The organism is Sphingobacterium sp. CZ-UAM, from assembly GCF_002000245.1.
Lineage (GTDB): Bacteria > Bacteroidota > Bacteroidia > Sphingobacteriales > Sphingobacteriaceae > Sphingobacterium.
In genome coordinates, this window is the sequence record NZ_MTCM01000001.1 from 143,457 (window position 1) to 163,398 (window position 19,942).

19 protein-coding genes and 1 tRNA gene are annotated in these 19,942 nt (G+C 38.5%); 9 read left to right on the plus strand and 11 right to left on the minus strand.

Annotated elements, in window-relative coordinates; translation table 11 throughout:
* Positions 1–10: 10 nt before the first annotated feature.
* From BWD42_RS00600 to BWD42_RS00610, 3 genes are all read left to right on the plus strand, one after another.
* Complete coding sequence (locus tag BWD42_RS00600) at positions 11–1,012, plus strand: glutathione synthetase (RefSeq protein ID WP_077432551.1); 1,002 nt, start codon at positions 11–13, stop codon at positions 1,010–1,012.
* A 262-nt stretch (positions 1,013–1,274) separates the two neighbouring features.
* A complete protein-coding gene (locus tag BWD42_RS00605) occupies positions 1,275–2,258 on the plus strand; it encodes a lipoate--protein ligase (protein ID WP_077432552.1) in 984 nt (327 codons plus the stop codon).
* Between the two features lie 42 nt (positions 2,259–2,300).
* On the plus strand, positions 2,301–3,068 hold the full coding sequence (locus BWD42_RS00610) for a methyltransferase domain-containing protein (RefSeq protein WP_077432553.1): 768 nt from the start codon (positions 2,301–2,303) through the stop codon (positions 3,066–3,068).
* A gap of 19 nt (positions 3,069–3,087) precedes the next feature.
* Here BWD42_RS00610 and ybaK read toward each other — a convergent pair whose 3' ends face one another.
* Together ybaK and BWD42_RS00620 are read right to left on the minus strand one after the other, a co-directional pair.
* Positions 3,088–3,564 (minus strand): Cys-tRNA(Pro) deacylase, encoded by a 477-nt coding sequence (gene ybaK / locus BWD42_RS00615; protein WP_077432554.1) that lies wholly within the window; start codon positions 3,562–3,564, stop codon positions 3,088–3,090.
* Between the two features lie 11 nt (positions 3,565–3,575).
* Positions 3,576–5,234: a DNA polymerase/3'-5' exonuclease PolX gene (locus tag BWD42_RS00620; protein ID WP_077432555.1), complete on the minus strand. Its 1,659-nt coding sequence runs from the start codon at positions 5,232–5,234 to the stop codon at positions 3,576–3,578.
* A 259-nt stretch (positions 5,235–5,493) separates the two neighbouring features.
* Between BWD42_RS00620 and BWD42_RS00625 the strand changes: the two genes are divergently transcribed.
* Complete coding sequence (locus BWD42_RS00625; protein ID WP_077432556.1) at positions 5,494–6,618, plus strand: lipid II:glycine glycyltransferase FemX; 1,125 nt, start codon at positions 5,494–5,496, stop codon at positions 6,616–6,618.
* Between the two features lie 3 nt (positions 6,619–6,621).
* On the opposite strand, the gene BWD42_RS00630 is transcribed toward BWD42_RS00625, so the two are convergent.
* Positions 6,622–7,878, minus strand: a complete 1,257-nt coding sequence (locus BWD42_RS00630; RefSeq protein WP_077432557.1) for a hypothetical protein — start codon at positions 7,876–7,878, stop codon at positions 6,622–6,624.
* A 289-nt stretch (positions 7,879–8,167) separates the two neighbouring features.
* Between BWD42_RS00630 and BWD42_RS00635 the strand changes: the two genes are divergently transcribed.
* Positions 8,168–8,596 (plus strand): nuclear transport factor 2 family protein, encoded by a 429-nt coding sequence (locus tag BWD42_RS00635; RefSeq protein WP_077432558.1) that lies wholly within the window; start codon positions 8,168–8,170, stop codon positions 8,594–8,596.
* Between the two features lie 94 nt (positions 8,597–8,690).
* On the opposite strand, the gene BWD42_RS00640 is transcribed toward BWD42_RS00635, so the two are convergent.
* The 3 genes from BWD42_RS00640 to BWD42_RS00650 all read right to left on the minus strand — a co-directional run bounded on the left by BWD42_RS00640 (position 8,691) and on the right by BWD42_RS00650 (position 9,996).
* A tRNA-Ala gene (locus BWD42_RS00640) sits at positions 8,691–8,764 on the minus strand.
* 76 nt (positions 8,765–8,840) lie between these two features.
* A complete protein-coding gene (gene bla, locus BWD42_RS00645) occupies positions 8,841–9,590 on the minus strand; it encodes a BlaB/IND/MUS family subclass B1 metallo-beta-lactamase (RefSeq protein WP_077432559.1) in 750 nt (249 codons plus the stop codon).
* 67 nt (positions 9,591–9,657) lie between these two features.
* Entirely contained in the window at positions 9,658–9,996 is a 339-nt protein-coding gene (locus tag BWD42_RS00650) for a cupin domain-containing protein (protein WP_077432560.1), read from the minus strand.
* Positions 9,997–10,222: 226 nt separating this feature from the next.
* Here BWD42_RS00650 and BWD42_RS00655 point away from each other — a divergent pair, with 226 nt between their 5' ends.
* Complete coding sequence (locus BWD42_RS00655) at positions 10,223–12,136, plus strand: AAA domain-containing protein (protein WP_077432561.1); 1,914 nt, start codon at positions 10,223–10,225, stop codon at positions 12,134–12,136.
* 47 nt (positions 12,137–12,183) lie between these two features.
* On the opposite strand, the gene BWD42_RS00660 is transcribed toward BWD42_RS00655, so the two are convergent.
* Positions 12,184–13,707 (minus strand): acyl-CoA dehydrogenase family protein, encoded by a 1,524-nt coding sequence (locus tag BWD42_RS00660; protein WP_077432562.1) that lies wholly within the window; start codon positions 13,705–13,707, stop codon positions 12,184–12,186.
* A 178-nt stretch (positions 13,708–13,885) separates the two neighbouring features.
* Positions 13,886–14,752 (minus strand): helix-turn-helix domain-containing protein, encoded by an 867-nt coding sequence (locus BWD42_RS00665; protein ID WP_077432563.1) that lies wholly within the window; start codon positions 14,750–14,752, stop codon positions 13,886–13,888.
* Positions 14,753–15,130: 378 nt separating this feature from the next.
* On the opposite strand from BWD42_RS00665, the gene BWD42_RS00670 reads away from it, so the two are divergent.
* Positions 15,131–16,339, plus strand: coding sequence for an exo-beta-N-acetylmuramidase NamZ domain-containing protein (locus tag BWD42_RS00670; protein WP_077432564.1), 1,209 nt, complete (start codon positions 15,131–15,133; stop codon positions 16,337–16,339).
* 59 nt (positions 16,340–16,398) lie between these two features.
* On the opposite strand, the gene BWD42_RS00675 is transcribed toward BWD42_RS00670, so the two are convergent.
* Positions 16,399–16,749: a DUF2200 domain-containing protein gene (locus tag BWD42_RS00675; RefSeq protein WP_077432565.1), complete on the minus strand. Its 351-nt coding sequence runs from the start codon at positions 16,747–16,749 to the stop codon at positions 16,399–16,401.
* Between the two features lie 62 nt (positions 16,750–16,811).
* A complete protein-coding gene (locus tag BWD42_RS00680) occupies positions 16,812–17,378 on the minus strand; it encodes a hypothetical protein (RefSeq protein WP_077432566.1) in 567 nt (188 codons plus the stop codon).
* A 212-nt stretch (positions 17,379–17,590) separates the two neighbouring features.
* On the opposite strand from BWD42_RS00680, the gene BWD42_RS00685 reads away from it, so the two are divergent.
* Entirely contained in the window at positions 17,591–18,337 is a 747-nt protein-coding gene (locus BWD42_RS00685; RefSeq protein WP_077432567.1) for a HesA/MoeB/ThiF family protein, read from the plus strand.
* A gap of 113 nt (positions 18,338–18,450) precedes the next feature.
* Positions 18,451–19,140 (plus strand): hypothetical protein, encoded by a 690-nt coding sequence (locus BWD42_RS00690; protein WP_077432568.1) that lies wholly within the window; start codon positions 18,451–18,453, stop codon positions 19,138–19,140.
* Positions 19,141–19,156: 16 nt separating this feature from the next.
* On the opposite strand, the gene BWD42_RS00695 is transcribed toward BWD42_RS00690, so the two are convergent.
* Positions 19,157–19,918, minus strand: coding sequence for a response regulator transcription factor (locus BWD42_RS00695; protein WP_077432569.1), 762 nt, complete (start codon positions 19,916–19,918; stop codon positions 19,157–19,159).
* Positions 19,919–19,942: the final 24 nt, after the last annotated feature.

Here is a 19,942-nt window from a genome sequence, read left to right on the forward strand (position 1 = left end):
GCGATACTATATGAAGATAGCATTTGTTATTAACCAAACACATAAGGAAACAGAACGTTTCACAACAACCCTTCTTGCCTTGAGGGCTCATCAGCTAGGGCATGCGGTATATTACATCGGGCTAGCCGATTTTTATTATGAATCTGCCCATATTGCCGCCCATGTACGTGAGGTCCTCCCTACGCAACAGATTACCTCTGCAAAGCAGTTGATGGAGGCATTGAGAGCTACCACAAAGACAAAAATGGAATTGGAGAAGATGGATGTCATTTGGCTCCGATTCGATCCTGTTTTAGATATGGTGAATCGGCCATGGGCAGCTTCTTCAGCGCTGCAGTTCGCCTCCTTATTGAAAGAAAAAGAGGTACTGGTCATTAATGATCCCGATAGTTTGGGGCGGGCAAGTAACAAATTGTATCTTGAAGGTTTTGACGAATCTATCCGACCGAAAACAATTGTCACTAGAAATTATGCCGATGTGGTCGAGTTTTTTGAACAACAGAATAAATTGATTATTTTAAAACCCCTAAAAGGTTCGGGTGGAAAAAATGTGTTTTTAATCAATAAAGATAACCAGCAGAATCTCAAGCAAACAGTAGAGGCAATTGCCCGGGATGGCTATGTAATCGGACAGGAATATTTACCGGAGGCGAGCGGCGGTGACATCCGTTTTTTTCTCTTGAATGGTGAACCTATCTCCATTAATGGCAAACATGCTGCTGTTCACCGCGTGCAACAGGAGAACGAGATACGGAGCAACGTACATCAGGGAGCGAAAACGCAGGCAGCGGTGATATCATCGGATTTACTGCTGATGGTCGATAAAATCAAAGACAAATTGATTCAGGATGGGATGTATTTTGTTGGTTTGGATATCGTGGGTGACCGCATTATGGAAATTAATGTTTTTAGTCCGGGAGCTTTATGTCAGACAGAAGAGATCGTAAAAGAAGACTTTTCCGCATTGATTATCAAGAATCTTGAAGAAAAAATACGATCTTCTAAACGTTAATCGTGTGAATAGTAAAACAGTTAGATGTAATTGGTTTTATAATAAGCGATAAACGGGCAAAGATCAATAATTGAGGGGGGCTGTATAAAATATATCAAGTCCTGAGAACAATGCTATTTTTGGCATTATTTGAAATCTTTTAGTAGTAAATAGGATTGTTATAATAGGACGCTGATAAAATGTGGGATTGACGAAAATTATGAGTTTGAGATGAATCAAGCCATTTAAATTCTTGTTAATTTTAAGAAAATATAAAAATACGATGTATATTATTGATTCGCCTTCCCATGATGCCTATTTCAATATTGCTTCTGAGGAATACCTGCTCACGAAATATCCGAAAGAACCCATTTTCTTATTGTACATAAATGATCCCTCAATTATTATAGGCAAATTTCAGAATACTTTGGCCGAAATTAACCTTGATTATGTAAATGATAATAAGATTAAGGTCGTGAGGAGAATGTCTGGAGGTGGGGCCGTATATCATGATTTGGGAAATCTTAACTTCTCTTTTCACACCCTATTGGGAAATCTCGATTTTATGGATTTTTCGACCTTCACACAACCCATTGTTTCTGTTTTGAACAAATTGAATATTCCGGCAAAATTGGAGGGAAGGAATGATCTGTTGGTGGATGGAAAAAAGTTTAGTGGAAATGCTAAGCTCGCAAAAAATGGTAAAATGGTTCAGCATGGCACCATTTTAATTGACTCACAGATGCGGATATTGAGTGATGCATTGAAGGTAAACCCGCTTAAATTTGTCGATAAAGCTGTCAAGTCCAACCGTGCTAGGGTGACAAATCTGATCGGTTATCTACCTCAAGGTTTTACAACGGTAAAATTTAAGCAACTATTGATCGCAGAGATGCAGCGTGAAAATCCTGATGCGGAGGTCATTCATTTCTCTGCAACTGATATCCAGCATATCGAACATCTGGCGAAGGAAAAATATGAAACCTGGGACTGGAATTTCGGTTTCTCCCCGAATTATAATTTTAAAAAGGCAATCAAGATCCCAGCTGGTTTTATAGAATTGCATTTGGATGTACATAAAGGTTCTATTGAGCATGCTAAGATTTTCGGGGATTTTTTTGCTTCTGAATCTATTCATGAACTGGAGCAACTATTGATTGGAAAAAAACATCAACTGGAAGAAATCAGAGCGCTGTTGGAAACCATAGATCTAACTTCGTATTTTGGAAAAGTTGATGTAGCTGAAATTTTGGAGCTATTTAAATAATAGCTATTGTATTATCCCATTGGGACTTAAATAAAAGATATTATGCCTTGGAATCCAGATATCTATAATAAGTTTAAAGACATCCGTTTCAAACCTTTTTTTGATCTATCCGAACTAATAGCTTCGGAAGCAACGATGAAAGCGGTAGATCTCGGATGTGGAACCGGAGAGCAAACCGCTATTTTAAGCGATAAATTTCCACAGGCTACATTTCTTGGAATAGATGCATCTCCAGAAATGTTATCGATGAGCCGTAAACTTGAACATGAACACCTGAAATTTGAAAATAGTAGTGTTGAAAAATTTCTGGAGACAGCGGGTTCCTGGGATTTGATATTCAGTAATGCGGCATTGCAATGGCTGGATGATCACCAACTGCTTTTTCCGCATCTCATTTCCAAATTGAGTAGTGGTGGGCAATTGGCCGTTCAGATGCCTTACCAGCCAGAAAATGTCTTAAATAAACTGCTATCTGAGCTGGCTGCTGAAGAACCTTACCGAAGCTATTTGGATGGTTGGAATAGGGCTTCATCGGTGCTAAGTATAGATGACTATGCACAGATTTTGTTTCATTCGGGCTTGGAGGAATTGGACCTCTCGCTTCGTATATACCCAATTATAGCTGCCGAAGCGGAAGTACTTTATGACTTTATTTCCGGATCGGCATTGATCCCTTATATTGAGCGACTGGACGAAGATAAACGACCTGTTTTTATTGAGGCTTTTAAGACAGGTATTAAACAGCATTTTTCCAGATTCCCTGCAATATATCCGTTTAAACGTATTTTGTTGTATGGACGAAAGAGCTGAAATCGGGTGAGGGTTCGTGTTAAATGCTGATCAAATCGGACCAGATCGCTTTGGTCAGCGTTGCTAAATCATTGGGATTTAATATCATTTGAAGGCCTCGTTTTCCTGCGCTGACAGAAATTTCTGTTTCCAATTGAGCTGCTTCCTCGATAAATGTTGGAAATAGTTTTTTCATGCCAATAGGTGAGCAGCCCCCACGGATATAACCCGTTACAGCTAGCAGATCCTTCATGGGGAGCATTTCACAATTTTTATTACCTGATGCTTTAGCGATCTTTTTTAAGTCAAGTTGCGCATTCCCGGGAATTACAGCAACAATGTAAGGATCTATATTTCCTTTCAATACTAAAGTCTTATAAAGTGTTTCAGGTATTAGACCCAAGGACAAGGCAACATGCTCCGCGCTGACGTCATGATCATCCACCTCATACTCCCTTAATTCATAGTTTACTTTTGCCGTATCCAACAAGCGGACTGCATTGGTCTTATGCGACATAATAAGCTTTTTTAAGATCTACGATTGGAAAAATAGTTTGTAATCTCTGTCAAGGAGTATGTATTTAGACAATTTTTTGCTTCCAGACCACCTTTCTGTGCAACAAAGGTACCATACTGCATGTCCAACAGCCCTTCCGTGCGATGCGCATCAGGGTTAATGGATAACAATACACCCTTTTCCACGGCATAGCGATGCAATCTCCAATCTAAATCTAGCCTTAAAGGATTTGCATTAATTTCGATGACGACCTTATTCGCGGCGCAGGCATCAATTATCTTTTTGTAGTCTAATGGATAACCTGATCTGCTCAATAACAGACGACCTGTGGGGTGTCCCAAAATGGTTGTATATGGGTTTTCAATTGCTTTGATCAATCGAGCAGTTGCTTTCTCCTCATCCATCTTCAGGTTGGAGTGGACAGAGGCGACAACAAAGTCAAATTGTGCTAATACTTCATCGGGGTAGTCCAGTGATCCGTCGCTTAGAATATCGGATTCTATTCCTTTAAATATTTTAAAAGGGGCTAGTTTTTCGTTTAAGCTAGCAATTTCTTTCCACTGCTCTTCCAATCTTTCGATGGAAAGACCATTTGCATAAACTGCCGTTCTGGAGTGATCACATATTCCGAGATATTCGAGACCTAATGCATCTTTACAATGAAGAGCCATTTGCTCCAAGGTATGCACGCCATCACTATAAGTTGAGTGGTTGTGCAGTGTCCCTTTGAGATCTTTAAATTGGATTAATTGAGGTAAAGTATGGTTCTGCGCGCGTTCAATTTCGTCAAGACCCTCGCGCAATTCCGGTTCAATATAATCAAGCCTTAAGTTACGATAGATAGCTTCTTCACTAGAAAGTGAAGGCAAGTCTGGAAGAATATTGAATAAAAGATCCAAGTGTGCGGTCGATCCTGTGCTGAGAATAAGGTCCCGATAAAAATCATTGATATTCGTACTGAAAACCTTGAAGGTAAAACCTAGTTCATCGGTGATTTCCAGTGAATTTTCAGTTTTCTGTACTAAAGTATAACCGCCTAGGAATTTTTCTACGGCATCTATGCTTTCAGAAATGAGCAAGTCTACCGTACTCAGAACCTCGCATTTTCTTCTAAAATCTCCTGTAAAGGATAGGAGAGATGCAGGAAAATGTGTTTTTAAAACAGCATAGAATGCATCAGCTTGGGACAATACTTTCGCGTATAAGAACCAACCTTGATTGGAGATAGAAAATTCGATGGATTTCTTTATTTCTTCCTGCGTTTTTAATCCAAACCCCTTGGCTTCAACAAGGCGGTTTTCATTGCAGGCATAGAGTAGTTCACCTACACTCTCTATGGCCAAGTCTTGCCAGATTATCTGGACTTTTTTAGGCCCGAGACCTTTGATGGCCAACATTTCAACAACTCCTGATGGCGTATTCGCCAATAGGTCCTGGAGCTCCTTAAACGTTCCGGTTTGTGCGACCTCTTTCGCTTTTTCGGCGGTACTTTTTCCTATGCCCGGCTGTGCGCTCAATTCTTCAAGCGAGGCACCATCGATCCGAAAGGGCAATTTGTCCAATTTAAAAGATGCACTAGCCATAGCCTTTGTTCGGAATGGATTTTCGTTATGAAGTTCCATTAATTGGCTACACAATTTAAAAATTTTAGAGATCGCTTTATTGTCCATTATTGTCGGAGAGTTGTTAGGCTACAAATATCCTAAATTTTGAACCAAAATACCAACCAAGTTGATAATATAATGCCGTTAAATAATGTGAAAAAGCTGATTTTGGTCAAAATCATGCGCTGTTTTTTTAAATTAACAACAAAGTGACAAATGACGACTCACTTAACCGGTCATTTTGGCTAAGTTTGCCGTTTTTGGATATTAAAATCGATAAAGGATATGGAGTTTTTTGAACATATCCGATAAGAATTAAGGTGTTATGATAGCAGATATAAGTGACAAAGAGGTCAGTGGTCTTTATAAGACAGGTATTATTCAACAAACAGCCTATTGGTCTGCCGTGAAAAAGATGCAAGGGATAGAATCGAAAGCCTTTAATTTTAAATCCAAGCAATCCGATCTTTATATCGGCGTCCAAGACGATACCTATTTTGTTGGTGACCTATTAATCATCATTCAGGCGATAGATCGTGAACATAGTATAGCTTATGTACCATACGGTCCTGAAATAGAACCTTCGGAAGAAAATCAGGGCCTGTTTTTAGAGCAGCTTTCGGAAAGCTTACGCGCATGTTTACCTCCCAATTGTATTATGATACGTTATGATCTATCCTGGGAATCGCATTGGGCGAAGGAGGAAGATTGTTATGATCTTTATGGCAATTGGTTGGGTGTACCTGAAAAACGAATCCAGGAAATGCGTTTTAATTTTAATACAGAAAACTGGAATTTTCACAAAGCGAATACGGATATTCTTCCTTCGAATACAATTTTTATGAATCTTAGGAAGGAGGAGGATCTCCTGTTAGCCAATATGAAATCCAAGACACGTTATAATATCCATTTGGCTGAAAGGAAAGGTGTAAAGGTTCGTTCTCTGGGTTTAGAGAGTCTGGAGATCTGGTATGAGCTGTACCGGCAGACTGCGCTCCGGAATAATTTTTTCTTGCATGACATCAATTATTTCAAGATTGTGTTATCTGCAAAGGCAGCGGATACCTTGTCACCGGCAGATGTTTTTTTATTGGTCGCTGAAGTGGACAATAAACCTCTGGCGGCTATGTTTCTGGTTATTGCTGCAAACCGCGGGACTTATCTCTACGGTGCCTCTGCTTCCGAAAACCGTAATTATATGGCGACTTACGCTCTGCAATGGCGTGCGATGCAGGTGGCAAAGGAAAAAGGGTGTACGGAGTATGATTTCTTTGGTGTATCGCCTCAGGCTGATCCATCACATCCATTGTATGGACTTTATAGATTCAAGACTGGTTTTGGTGGCGACATCTATCATCGAATGGGTTGTTGGGATTATCCGTTAGACAATGAGAAATATCGCTATTACGCCTCCATGGAGTTTAAAAATCAAAGCTACCATTTGGGCTAAAGATTAAAATACTTCACCTAGTGTCAATCTTACTCCACGGTGATTGGTGCTAACACCATAGTCTATGCCGATGTTGGTGCCCGAGTTTTTGTTGAATTTAATTCGAGCACCTGCACCCGTCCCGATGTTCCAGTCTGCAAACATGGTGTTTTTTGGCCCATTTACGGTGGTGAGATTTATAAAAGCCACAAAGCCAAATAGCCCGTTCTCAGTAATATCACGGCGGTATTCTGATTCTAGGTAAAATAGCGATTTACCACGGAACCGACTTACCGGGAAGCCTCTTCCGGAACTGTTGTAAGGATCCCAGCCCAGATTGGGTAAATCGAGGTAAGGTGCTTTGCTATTGAAAACAGTCCAGAAAAAGCTACGCACAGCAATCATATTCTGCTTATTCGGATCCTGGGTCAAGCGATGGTATCTCCTGATTTCGAGGAATAAGGACTTCCAATTCTGATCACTTCCCATGAAAACCGGGTTAAGGCGGAATTGTAGATTGGCATAGTTGCCAGACCAGGTATTGATCGAGTTGGCCCGGGTGTCATAGATAAGGTTAAGACTGAGTCCCGAGGAAATAGTATGATCTTTCAACGCTGTACCATACGGGTAGGAGGTATATTCTTCAAGAGGAACCGCACTCGTGGATTTGATATTCATACGGTAATCCAGATCATAACCAATACCCATAAACAGTCCGCCGTGGATTCTTTTCAATGCGTGTTGATATAGTCTAAAATAAGTATAATCCAAATTGATCTGTTGGTCGCCGTGATATTCTTTGCCTATTCCCCAGGTTTCATGCGGGTATTTTAATAGCCTGATATCACCATCGATAACCCATGTATTATCTTTTAACCACACATAGGAGCGGATAGGTAAGCCGAATCGCTTTCCAAAATTGGTATAGGGAGTGAAAGTTACTTTAGACATATAGGTACTTTTGCGCTCGCCCAGGTAGAATCCTGCAGTCGTACTTGTAATTAATGCATGCCCCCCTCCAGGGACATTTGTCGAAAAAGGAAGGAATGAAAAGTAAACCTTTTTTCCAGTACTATCGACGGATTGTGGGGGCTTAACATGGAGTATCTCCTTGCCAATATCGATTAGATCCCTTTGCCTACTTGTGTCCGAAATATGCGTGGTTATTTCTATTTCATTGACTGGGCGTTGTGCATAGAGCTCAGATTGAAATATCCCCAATAAAAATGTCAAGGAAACAAGCTGATGTAAAAAAGGATGTCGTCTGTCGTAGTGTGCCATGAAAGCACGCAATCTAAGAGGAATTGCACAGAATTACAATATTGTAAAGAATATTTTATCTGTTATGTCGCGTTTTGTCTATAGGTTGAATAAGCCTGAATTTCATTCACCTAGAAAAAAATAGCGTTTACCGATTTTAATGTAATGTTAATCTAAATGTAATGGAATCAACATATTAGTTGTCTTAAATTTGAATCAGAAAATAAATAAGAAAAAGTTGCAACAAATTTAGCTTGTCTTCGACAATAGAATAAAGAAAATATACTAATACATTATAAAAGAAAAAAATATGAAAACTTTAGTAAAAACATTTGTAGCGGCAGCAATGATAGCGATCTCTACTTGCTCAATGGCTTCGGTTAAACCAGAAGAGCGTAATTTAATTACAGCAGATTTGGCGATTGATGAATATGTTGGTGCAATGACCGAAGGTCAGGTGGGGAATTTAAATAAGCTATTCACTTCTGATTTTAATCAGAAAATCTGTGGTAAACAAGATTTAAATCACAGTCGTTCGGAGATGATCGAGTTCTTGAAAAAACAAAAAGGAATAAAAATGAACTGCAAAACAACAACGCAGATCGTTGAAGAATTACCAGATTACGCTATTGCAAAAGTAACCATGCAATTTGATGGTTTCGCTAAGACCGATTTGATCACACTTGTGAAGGAAAATGGTGCATGGAAAGTTTCTAAATCAGTTAATTCTTACAAATAGGAATTACTGCAAATTGAAATGATGTTTCGGGAAAACGGATCAATGTATAAAAACAACAAAGAGGCTACTTGTGAAAAGTAGCCTCTTTTGTTTGTGGAGCATATCAGGATCGAACTGATCACCTCTTCACTGCCAGCGAAGCGCTCTAGCCAGATGAGCTAATGCCCCTTATTTTTTCTGTCGCTAAGATAGTACCTTTTTTGTAAAAACAAAATTGCTTTTTTATTTTTTTAAATATTATTATTTATTGCTTCTCAGTAAGTAGTTCCTCAGTACGTTTTATCTGCTGATTGTCCTTCCATGCGTCATGTCCCGGAATAACCATTTTTATCTGTGGATACTTCGCTAACAATCTTGCCAATGCAGGCTTCCAGGCTTTGACATCACCATCAGCAACAAATCCCAAGTCTTTGGCTTCCGAACTTTTGATGAAGCAACCCCCATCCAGAATTTGATAGTCTGGAAACCAGACAACGACATTATCCAACGAATGTCCTGCGCCAAAAAAGTTCAAAACGAAGGATTGACCACCGACTTTATAGGTCTTGTTGACTTTAACGAGATGCGTAGCTTGGGCTTTATGATTTGCTTTAAGCAGGTCATTGGTCATTTTTGTCGCATAGGTTGGAATTCCCATACGATTATAATATGCAAAGCCTCCCGCGCGATCCTCGTGCCAATGGGTAGCGTATACTGCAATGACAGGTAGCTGGTGCTTTTGTTTTATGCTGTCCAAAAGCGGGTGATATTGTGTCGAGTCCCAAGGCGTGTCAAATAGAATAACACCTTTCTTGGTGATTAGATAGACCGCATTAGCAGCGTATTTGGTGCCCTCAAAAGTATTATAAGTCGTATAAAGATATAGTTGTGAGTTGATCTTTTCAATGGATAATGGTTTTTCCTGTGCGCGCAAAGATGGCAATATACAGCAAGAAAGACCGAGAAGTAGCGTGGCTACTTTGGCGGAGAAGAGCGAAATAGTATTTTTGAACATAAGTAAATAAACGATTGTTCTGAACGAATATTGTTTTGTTGGACCAGTAAAATTCCTTTTTTTCTAGCTACAATGATGTAATGAAATCTTCTCGATGTGGTGTAAAGGAATCTATCAATTCACCTTCTTCAAGACATTCACAGCCGTGGATTAAATTTGGGTAAATAATACAGGAATCACCTACAGTTAAGATTTCATCTATGCCATCGATGTGGTACCTAAATTTTCCGGCGTTGACATAAGATATTTGTGTATGTGGGTGTTGATGTAGGGCACCGATTGCACCTTTTTGAAAACGTACTTTCATTAACATCAATTCATCGTTATAGACTAATATTTTACGTTGTACACCATCGCCTAGATCTGTCCAGCTCTGCGTTTTATCGTGTAGGAATATCGCACTCATTTTAACCGCTTTTATTTTGAAAAATTAATCAACAAATCTTTATCGTCAATGATAGGAAATAATTATGACTTTTGTACCTCAGCTTTAAAAGTTCTTGATAAGTGTACCTTGTTGATGAGAGAATACCCCGATTTTCTCAGGAAAATAAAGAACATGGATAAAAACTGATCGGTAAAGTACTTGAAAAAACTGTTACTTTGTGTCTGATTAAAGCGAATGTACTGATATGAATTATTTCGACGAACTTATTACGCTATTAGGTGAAGAACAGCAATATGATAAGATGCAGCATGAAGCATTATTATTGAAAAGCAGTTTAAATGAACGAAGAATGCAGGGGGTGACCTGGTTTCCGATTCAGATCACGGATAGCGAACTGGGGCGGGGTGATTATCTGTCAGTTAGTTTAAAAAAAACCAATCACCTTGATGTAGATCATCGGTTTCGTTTTGGGATGCCTGTTTCTCTATTTTCAAACCACGACCCAAATGCGGACAGAATAGACGGCATTATATCTTCGGTTAATAAGGAAAGTATGCGGATTTCATTTCGTGTAGATGAGCTGCCGGATTGGAGTCGAAGGGGAAAACTTGGTGTGGACTTGTTATTTGATGAGCACTCATACCGTGAAATGGAGCATGCATTGCGACAGGCAAAGGAGCTCGCAGCTGATCCACGAAAAGGTAAATTGATCAGAAAGCTTATTGGTGGAGAACAATTACATATTAGAGAAAAAGACGCACATTTTGAGCATACTGATCTTAATTTCGGTCAGAATAAGGCCGTTCAGCAGGTTTTGGATACAACAGATATTGCACTTTTACATGGGCCTCCAGGGACAGGGAAAACGACAACGCTGATCAAGGCAATAGCCGCATTACTCAAGAATAATCAAAAACAGATACTAGTTGTAGCACCTAGCAATACGGCGGTTGACCTACTGACAGAGCGTTTAGATGCTGCTGGAATATCTGTCACTAGGATAGGTAATCCGGTTAAAGTATCTGAACATCTGCAGGAGTTAACCCTTGACAGCAGAATAGATCGTCATAGCGCGAATAAGGATATAAAGTCCTTGCAAAAGCAAGTTAGAACTTATACGGATATGGCCCAAAAATATAAACGCAATTTTGGCAAGGCCGAGCGGGAACAAAGAAAAGCATTGTTCGACGAAGCTTACAGAATCCGGAAAGATGTTGATAAGATTCAGGATTTTATCGTAGCGGATATTCTCGATCGCTCTCAGGTAATAACCGCGACGCTCGTAGGGGCAAATCAAGATGTTATACGAAACCGGAGATATGAGACGGTTGTTATTGACGAAGCTGCTCAGGCACTGGAGCCTGCCTGCTGGATTCCGATATTAAAGGCAGACAAATTGGTGTTGGCTGGAGATCATTGCCAACTCTCACCAACAGTGAAATCAACTAAAGGTATAGGCAATAAGCTGAGCCATACACTGTTTGAAAAACTAATCAATCTTTATCCCGAAGCGGTTTCGTTGCTCGATATCCAATATCGAATGAACGAGCAGATCATGAATTATCCGTCCTCAGCTCTGTATGGAGGTCTCTTGAAAGCGGATTGTTCGGTTGCGCATTGGACAATAGCAAACGATTCGGAACCGATTGTATATATTGATACGGCTGGGGCAGGTTTTGAGGAAACCGAAAGCGATGGTGCCATCTATAATCTTGGGGAGGCCAGTTTTCTGAAATCTCATTTAAAGGCAGCCATCGCAACTTGGGTAGGGTCTTCTCCAAGCGAACAATGGCCAAATATTGGGATAATAGCACCTTACCGGAAGCAAGTGTCTGTATTAAAGGAAATGTTGGAGCAGGATGAAGAATTACGGCCGTATGCTGCTATTATTAAAGTACAGACCATTGATAGTTTTCAAGGGCAGGAGAAAGATATTATTTATATCAGTTTGACGCGAAGTAATAACGAACAACAGATTGGGTTTTTATCCGATGTGAGACGGATGAATGTCGCCATGACAAGGGCCAAAAAGAAGTTGGTCGTCATTGGCGATAGTGCGACGATAGGGATTCATTCGTTCTACCAGAAATTTATTGATTACGCAGAAAATCTTGGCCACTACCATAGTGTTTGGGAATGGGATATTGCAGAGATGTAATAGAAAAAGGGACTGCGATGAAATTTTTTCGCAGCCCCAGTCAATTTTTATAAAGAGATGAAATCCATCCAATCAGCCTTTTCGTCATAGTGCATAAGCGGTTCGGCATTATTGTTATTGGAGAGTTGACCGACCAACATGTACAGATCCATACTAATATGCTGACGGGCAATTTCAGTCATTTTATCATTAAAACCAGCGTTATTGATTTGCAGGACATATTGGAAGCAAACAACACGTGCAATTATTTTTCCTAAAGTCACCATCTCGCGCTGTTTAGGTTGAAGCGGGAAGTCGAAATTCAAAATAGAAGAGAAAAATGGAGCCGCAAGTCCGGTTGCCGGATTTATTTTCAGGAATGAAAGCAGATTGCTTTCTTTGCTTTTGCGCATCAGTTTAGCGATTGCCTCCGCTACTTGCGAATAGAGCATCTCGTTTGACCCTTCAAAAATTTGGAAAGGTCTGCTATCTACTAAGCCACGACCTGCAACATGATCCAATCTATAACCATTTGCTCCAGATAATTGTACACAGATCTGTGCAGATTCATGCATCAGGTCGGTCACGAGTGCCTTGACACTATTGGCATCCACGCTGTGGCCAGAAAGATCATTTTGAATTGAACTGATCGAACTACTGTATGCACACATCGCTGAACATATCGTAAAAGCAGCCTGCAAGCGAGACAACTGAAACTTAACCGAATCCAGTTCGTTCAATGGAATTCCACTAACACGTCTTTCCGTGCAATGCTTCATGGCTTCATCCAGCATTCGTTTTATGAATCCCATTCCCATTCCAGGAAACTGAAGTCTGCTCCGGTGTAAAGTATCCAACATCAGTTTTATACCAGTGCTTTCTGGTGTTAACCTATTGTCGACGGGTACTTCGATGTTTATTTTATTGATACCATAAGGAATAGCATACAATCCTAAGCTATTGTATTTTTTTGTTACTTCAATCTTTTGTTCTTCGATGGAATTGTCGGTAACAAAGAAATCTATATCACGTACAAGTTCACCATTCTCATTTTTCTTTCGGGCAGTAACAAGCCAAAAGTCAGCAGCACCTGTTAAACCTTGCCAATGTTTTTCTCCGTTAAGGCTGTATTTATCTCCATCCTGTTGGTAGGAGGTACGCATATTGAGGGCATCACTACCATAGGCTTGCTCAGTAATCATCAGCCCACCCATGGCTTTATTTTCTAGAAATTGATGGAAAACTTTTTCCTGAAGTAAGGTATTACCGTATTTAGCAAAAGGCTCCAAGAATAAAGCGATATTGATCCCGAAGATCAAAGACAGTGAAAGTGATTCATAAGACGCCGCCGCAAGCACTCCTAAACATTCTTTTACATGTAGGCCACGGCCTCCGTGATACTCGGGAATAGCAACAGACAATGGTCTCATTGCCATGATTTCGCTTAAAAACTGAGGTGGTAAACCACGTGATAAGCTTAGGTTATTATAGTCGTATTCCGTATGGAATAAGGTTGATAATCTTTCTTTAAAGTTTCCGATAAATAAATCGAAATTTTGGGCTTTGTTCGTGTGATCTAAAACGTTGGACATCGCTATATTAATTAAATGATGAAACATTTGCAATAGAAGATGTTTACGATAAAGCTTCAAAAATAGCTGTGAATTTTGCTTACATCCCAATCGCTATACAAAAATAAATCATATCGCTGTGATCGGTCTGTCCACTTCAGTATAAAAGATAGGACAAATCGTGCATATCTGAAAAATATTAAGTTGCCTTGTTACGATAAGAAGTAGGGGAAATTCCTACGATTTTTTTGAATAAACGGGAGAAATAGGAGGGATCAGAAAAATCGAGCTCATAACAGATATCGGCAATACTTTTATTTGATTCAAAAAGAAGAAATTGACTATGCATGATAAGTACTTCTAAGATCAGTTCTTTGGAAGACTTTTTGAACACCGAAAATACGCAGCGGTTTAGGTAATTGGTTGACACCGCGAGCCGGTCAGCATAAAAGCCGATATGTTTTTGTTTTTTGAAGTTTTTGTGCACAAGCTGTTTGAACATCATTGCAATTTCCTGCCTTCGGTTGAGTGCTTGATTGGAAGATGATAGCTTGATAATCTTTAGCAAAAGGGATTTTAGTAAACTTTCGAAGAGTTCTTTATAAGGAGACTCAGAAAGTAATTCATTGTAGAGCAATTTGAATAGCTCGTTAAGGTCTGTACTATCCTGTGAGGCTAAGTTGAGCAGCGGTGAAATGTTAAAAATATTCAGTATCTCCTGTTCCCGAAATATCGAAGTCATCGCGTTGTCATTGATCAGTACACAATGACCTTTTGCAGATTTGTCGACAGATTTGATCGTAGAAATATTACCATAATTGCTGATCAGAATCGCCGGCGCTTTTACTACATATTCTTTTGCCCCGATCTTGTGTTTAAAATGGCCCTCTGTTATATGTACAAGGAGATTGTATCCCAAGAAAATGGGAGGCGTTGGGAATTTAATATATGGAGCGATTTCACTAAGCTGAAAGATCTTAACTGGGGATTGCTGGTACCTCAGGTGTTCCAGACTACCAGTCATAAATCTATCTACGAATTCACCTGCATTTACCTGCTTTTCCATTGTCGTCCATTATGTTTTTGCAAAAACATCAAATTCTCCTATTATCCGATGATTACTATTCGTTGCAAACGGATTTAACGTAATATCAGGATAATATTCCAAAGGTAATGGGATAAAATAGGTTTGTCAATATAAAATGTATGATGGTTTTCAAAATAAGTGCAATATGCTACCATTGTTCCCAATAACTAAACGCCATAATCACTTCTATGTAGGGGTGGAAAAGTAATCGGATTTTCTATCTATATAGAGCCGAGGTGGTAGTTATGACCGATAAGAAATGATTTTGGAAAACGAAGGTTTATCATTAGCTTTAATCTTTGGTAAAAGCTGAATTGTTTGTTTCTCAATGACTTCTTTATTATAAACCGAGCGAGTATGAAAATTGTATTTGTTTTTATATCCTTATTTTTTGCTGTTGTTGCTCTTCGGGCACAGGACCGGATGAATTACTGCAATGATCACATCCAAACCGGTGCAGAGCGAACGGAGCAATATATACCTTACCTCAATGGTAAGCGTGTAGCTATTTTGGGTAATCCATCTACCGTGATCAAGAAAAAACATCTTGTGGATAGCCTACTCGCCAGAGGAATTAAAATCGTAAAAATATTTGGGCCTGAACATGGATTTCGCGGAAATGCCAGCAACGGAACGAAAGTGCGGGATGAAGTCGATCCAGCAACCAAAATTCCGGTTATCTCGCTCTACGGAAATAAAAAAAAGCCTTCATCGAAAGATCTAAAAGATATTGATGTTTTCATCTTTGATGTACAAGACATGGGGGTAAGATTTTACACCAATATTAACACACTTCGGGACATCATGGAAGCCTGTGCCGAAAATGAGAAGGAACTCTTGATTTTAGATCGCCCTAATCCAAATGCGTATTTGGTCGATGGCCCTATATTGGATATGAAATATAAATCGGGTATCGGTCAGTTTCCGGTTCCGATTGCGCATGGGATGACAATTGCAGAGTTTGCCCAGATGATTAACGGCGAGGGCTGGATGGCGACGAAAAAAAAATGTAAGCTAAAGATCATACCTGTATTAGGATATAACCATCAAATGTTATACAAACTACCGGTTAATCCTTCTCCAAATTTAAATACCGAACAGAGTATTCTCCTTTATCCAAGTACTTGCCTTTTTGAAGGTGTAAAGATCAATCATGGAAGGGGGACGGATTATCCCTTTACTGTTTTTGGAAGTCCAGCCTATAAAGAGGTATATCGTTTTTCGTTTACGCCTGTGAGTAAAAAGGGAATGAGTGAAACACCTCTCTTTATGAATGAAGTATGTTATGGTTTAGATCTACGTGAATATGATTTGCAGAAGCTGGTGGACAGTAAAAAAATAAATCTTTCCTGGATGCAGGAACTCTATCGGAATTCTCCAGAAAAAGATAAATTCTTTGATCAGTCATTTTCCAAGCAGATTGGAAGTATAGAAAAATTGGTTGGGGTTGATTCCTTTCGACGACAGATCACTGAAGGTGTTTCTGAAGAAGAAATTCGAAAAAGTTGGGAACCTGGATTAACACGTTATAAGGAAATAAGAAAGAAATATCTTATATATCCATAATAATTTTGTACCTGTTTTATGTACAGAGGCAAGGAATGTTTTAATCTTCGTTGAGGAATTTATTTTCTTAAAATTTTTTCCATTGACTTGCCTTTCGCCAGTTCATCAATCAGTTTATCTAAATAACGGACTTTTTGAACAAGTGGATCTTCAATATCCTCTATACGATAACCGCAAATGACACCTGTAATCTTTTTTGCATTGCTGTTGAAATTCGGTGCCTGGCTGAAGAATTGTTCAAAATCAATTTTATCAGCTATTACTTGATTCAGGGAAGTTTCATCATAGCCGGTTAACCAAAATATGATTTCATTGACTTCTTCTATTGTGCGACCTTTTTTTTCTGCTTTTTGTATATAATGCGGATATACTCCAGCAAATGACATGCGATATATTCTAGTATTGTCCATTTTTCTACTGATGATCGTTTGTGGTTTTTGCTAATTTACTATTTTTTGAACGTTAAATTTCTTTACAATATAATTTTTCCTGTTGTTTTATCAAAAGTAATGGTTTTGTTTTTATCTCCATAAAAGAGTGTAATGAGAAGTGTTTTATCCGATTCCGAATTGAAAATGATATCTTTTGCGCTACCTATCTTTAGTTCTGTTTCGCCATTTATGCTATTATCGGTGCAACTAAAAACCCTTTTTTCAATTATTCCTCTTTTCTCAATGATTTCTAACCAAGGCGAGGATAAAACACTATATCCAACGATTTGTGCACGATATTTTTCATTTAGATCTTTTTTCATCCGTAGGCCGTAAGAAGACATGGACAACATCACTGTGTAAAAGGGAAGCATCATTGGCAAGATGCTACAAATTAACCCCAATATTAATATAGCCAGCATAATCTTTGCCAGGATCTTTTTCCAGAAGATAACGATAACAGCCATAGTCAGCCCTAGCCATATCCAGAAAAGCAAGACGTCACTAAAATAGCCTATTAAACTTATCTTTTCCAGGTAGTAAGCGAGTATGTCTACGCACAGCAATAGGGTAATAAAAATATATATTATTTGTATTTTACTTTTCATTGTTTGATTTATCGTTTTAAAACAGGATTTTTTTCTTAGATTTTATTCGGAGCATGAATATGATTGAATCTATTGTAACAGTAAATATACGGATCGGAAACAATAAACAATACATTGCAATTGGTTTAAGAAACAATTTTAGGATTAATTGATAAAGGTGATCTAATAATTTTTAAATCCTATCTTTATTGGATACAAAATTTCTGTGAAAAATGAGTCTGAGATACAAGCGAAATATCATTCATATTGAAGAAGAGGAACAGCTACGTATTCAGGATTTTACGGTGCTTATTGGAGGTTGTGGTATTGGGAGTTATATCGCTGAGTGTCTATTACGTATGGGATTTGAAAATTTGATCATCGTGGATGGCGATACAGTGGAAATGACGAATCTTAATCGTCAGAATTATGTAGTGGCGGATATTGGAGTAAATAAGGCGATTGCGCTAAAAGACCGCCTGATGGCCATAAATCCAGAAGCGAAGATTACGGCTTATCCTGAATTTCTTGACCGGAACAATTTGTATAACCTTGATTTAAATTGTAAAGTCGCTATAAATGCCCTGGACTTTTCCTCCGATATTCCTTTTTTATTTGATGAATATATGGCAGATCGTAATATCCCTGTTGTCCACCCGTACAATCTGGGCTGGGCTGGGTTTTTAACTGTCATTACAGCAGAGAGTCGCAATCTGCGCTCTTTGGATAAAGAGCATCATGCCTTTGAGATCAATGTGGGAAAATTTATTGTTGATCGATTACAGAAACAGCATATTGATACAAAATGGTTGGAAGATTTTTTATTGGCATACGGTAAAATTGCTATGGATTCTCCACCACCACAGCTCTCATTGGGGCTATATTTATTAGCTGGAATGGTTTGCCAGGTTGTATTCAATATTGCCACAGATAAACCCATAAAAGTTTTTCCTGAATCCTACTATTTGTCTATGCGTTAATGAAATGACCTATATTGATTGTAATAATTATTATATTTTTGTATTACATCTGCGTCTCTGTGATGATCTAATCAACAAAAGCTATTTTATAAAAAATATTGAATTTCAACTGCATGAACTGGACACCAGAAAATTATTATTTTACCAAACTTAATAGTGCAGAGCTACCTGAACTTATCCATTTTTATTTGACCACCCTCCAACAGCACTATAAACTTGACAAGTATTCAAAAGAGGATTATCATGCGGACTATAATGCTTTGATAGGAGAGGATTCAGTCTTTTTCGATCAATCTATTTATTATGTTTTGCGGAGCAAGATAAATCATGAAATCCATGCCTCAATTCGAATTACGTATTGGGATAAGAAAACCAGCTTACCTATTCAAAAGCTATTTGGTATTAAAACCGATGACCTGCTGATACCCGGAGTTGATAATTTTTGGCATATCGGACGTTTTGTAATTTCAGGAAAAATTATGGGAAATCGGATTAATATTCTGAAAAAAATGCTTTTTGATGCTTTTTATGGCCCTTATAGTATGGAGGATGGTTTAATCATTGCCGAATGTGACCGGAAAGTTGTGAATACGCTGCGTAAACTTGAAATAGAATCATATCAATTGGGAGATCCGATTATTTATTTTTATTCTGAGACATTACCCATCTATATTAAGTCGGAATGGCTGGAGGCCTTTATCCAAAAAAATAAAACTTCGCAGTACAGTAGTAGGAATGATAGTGACATCCAAAAATTTGTGACTATGTCAAAAGCTATGTTATTGGATTCCAAAAACAATTAGTGAATTTAAGCGCCTTTTAAAAAAGAGATAACTCGATTGCTAATGCTGTGGCTTCAGTTATACTCTTTACTTTTAACTTTGAAAATATCTGTTTTTTGTGAAATTTAACAGTATCAATAGATACATAGAGCCGATCTGCAATCTGATCCATTGTCAGACCCTGTGCAGAAAAAAGTAAAATGTCTTTTTCCCGGGGTTTTAATTTAACACGCGGCGTTTCAACCCAGATATCTTTCACCAGATCATATTCAAATTGCCTTCCATCTTCATCTGATTTGAATCTGATATTACCAGCATTTGGATGCGAAGACATAGAAACCAAACAGAGTGCAATCCAGGGGTTTGAATGGTTATCCAGTAAAAGTGGCTTCAATTTGTGGTTAACAAGTAACGGTTTACTGCCGGGCTGTTTTAGATGAAAATCATACGATATGGAGTATTTTAAACGCTCATCTGCAGATAACTTGCCATAGAAATCAAATCCAACATCGTTTATCTTTTTTAATAAGTGAAGATCATCTTCAGGAACATTATTTACATAATGATGATATCCTTCTTTCATCACTTCCGCAGAGGAACTTCCACATAGAAAGATAGGATTGTCGGAAACAAATAAAAAACTTTTCTTTGAATAGTCAATTAGATAGATGCTCTGATAAGTTAGTCGACTGAGGGATCTTGCGAAATTAATAAATGCGTTGACGATCTCATAATCATCTTGGCTAAAGTTGTCTTTAACATGTATCGGCTCAAAAAAATCTTCAATTTTTATTTTCATATTGTAAAATGGCAAAGATGATCT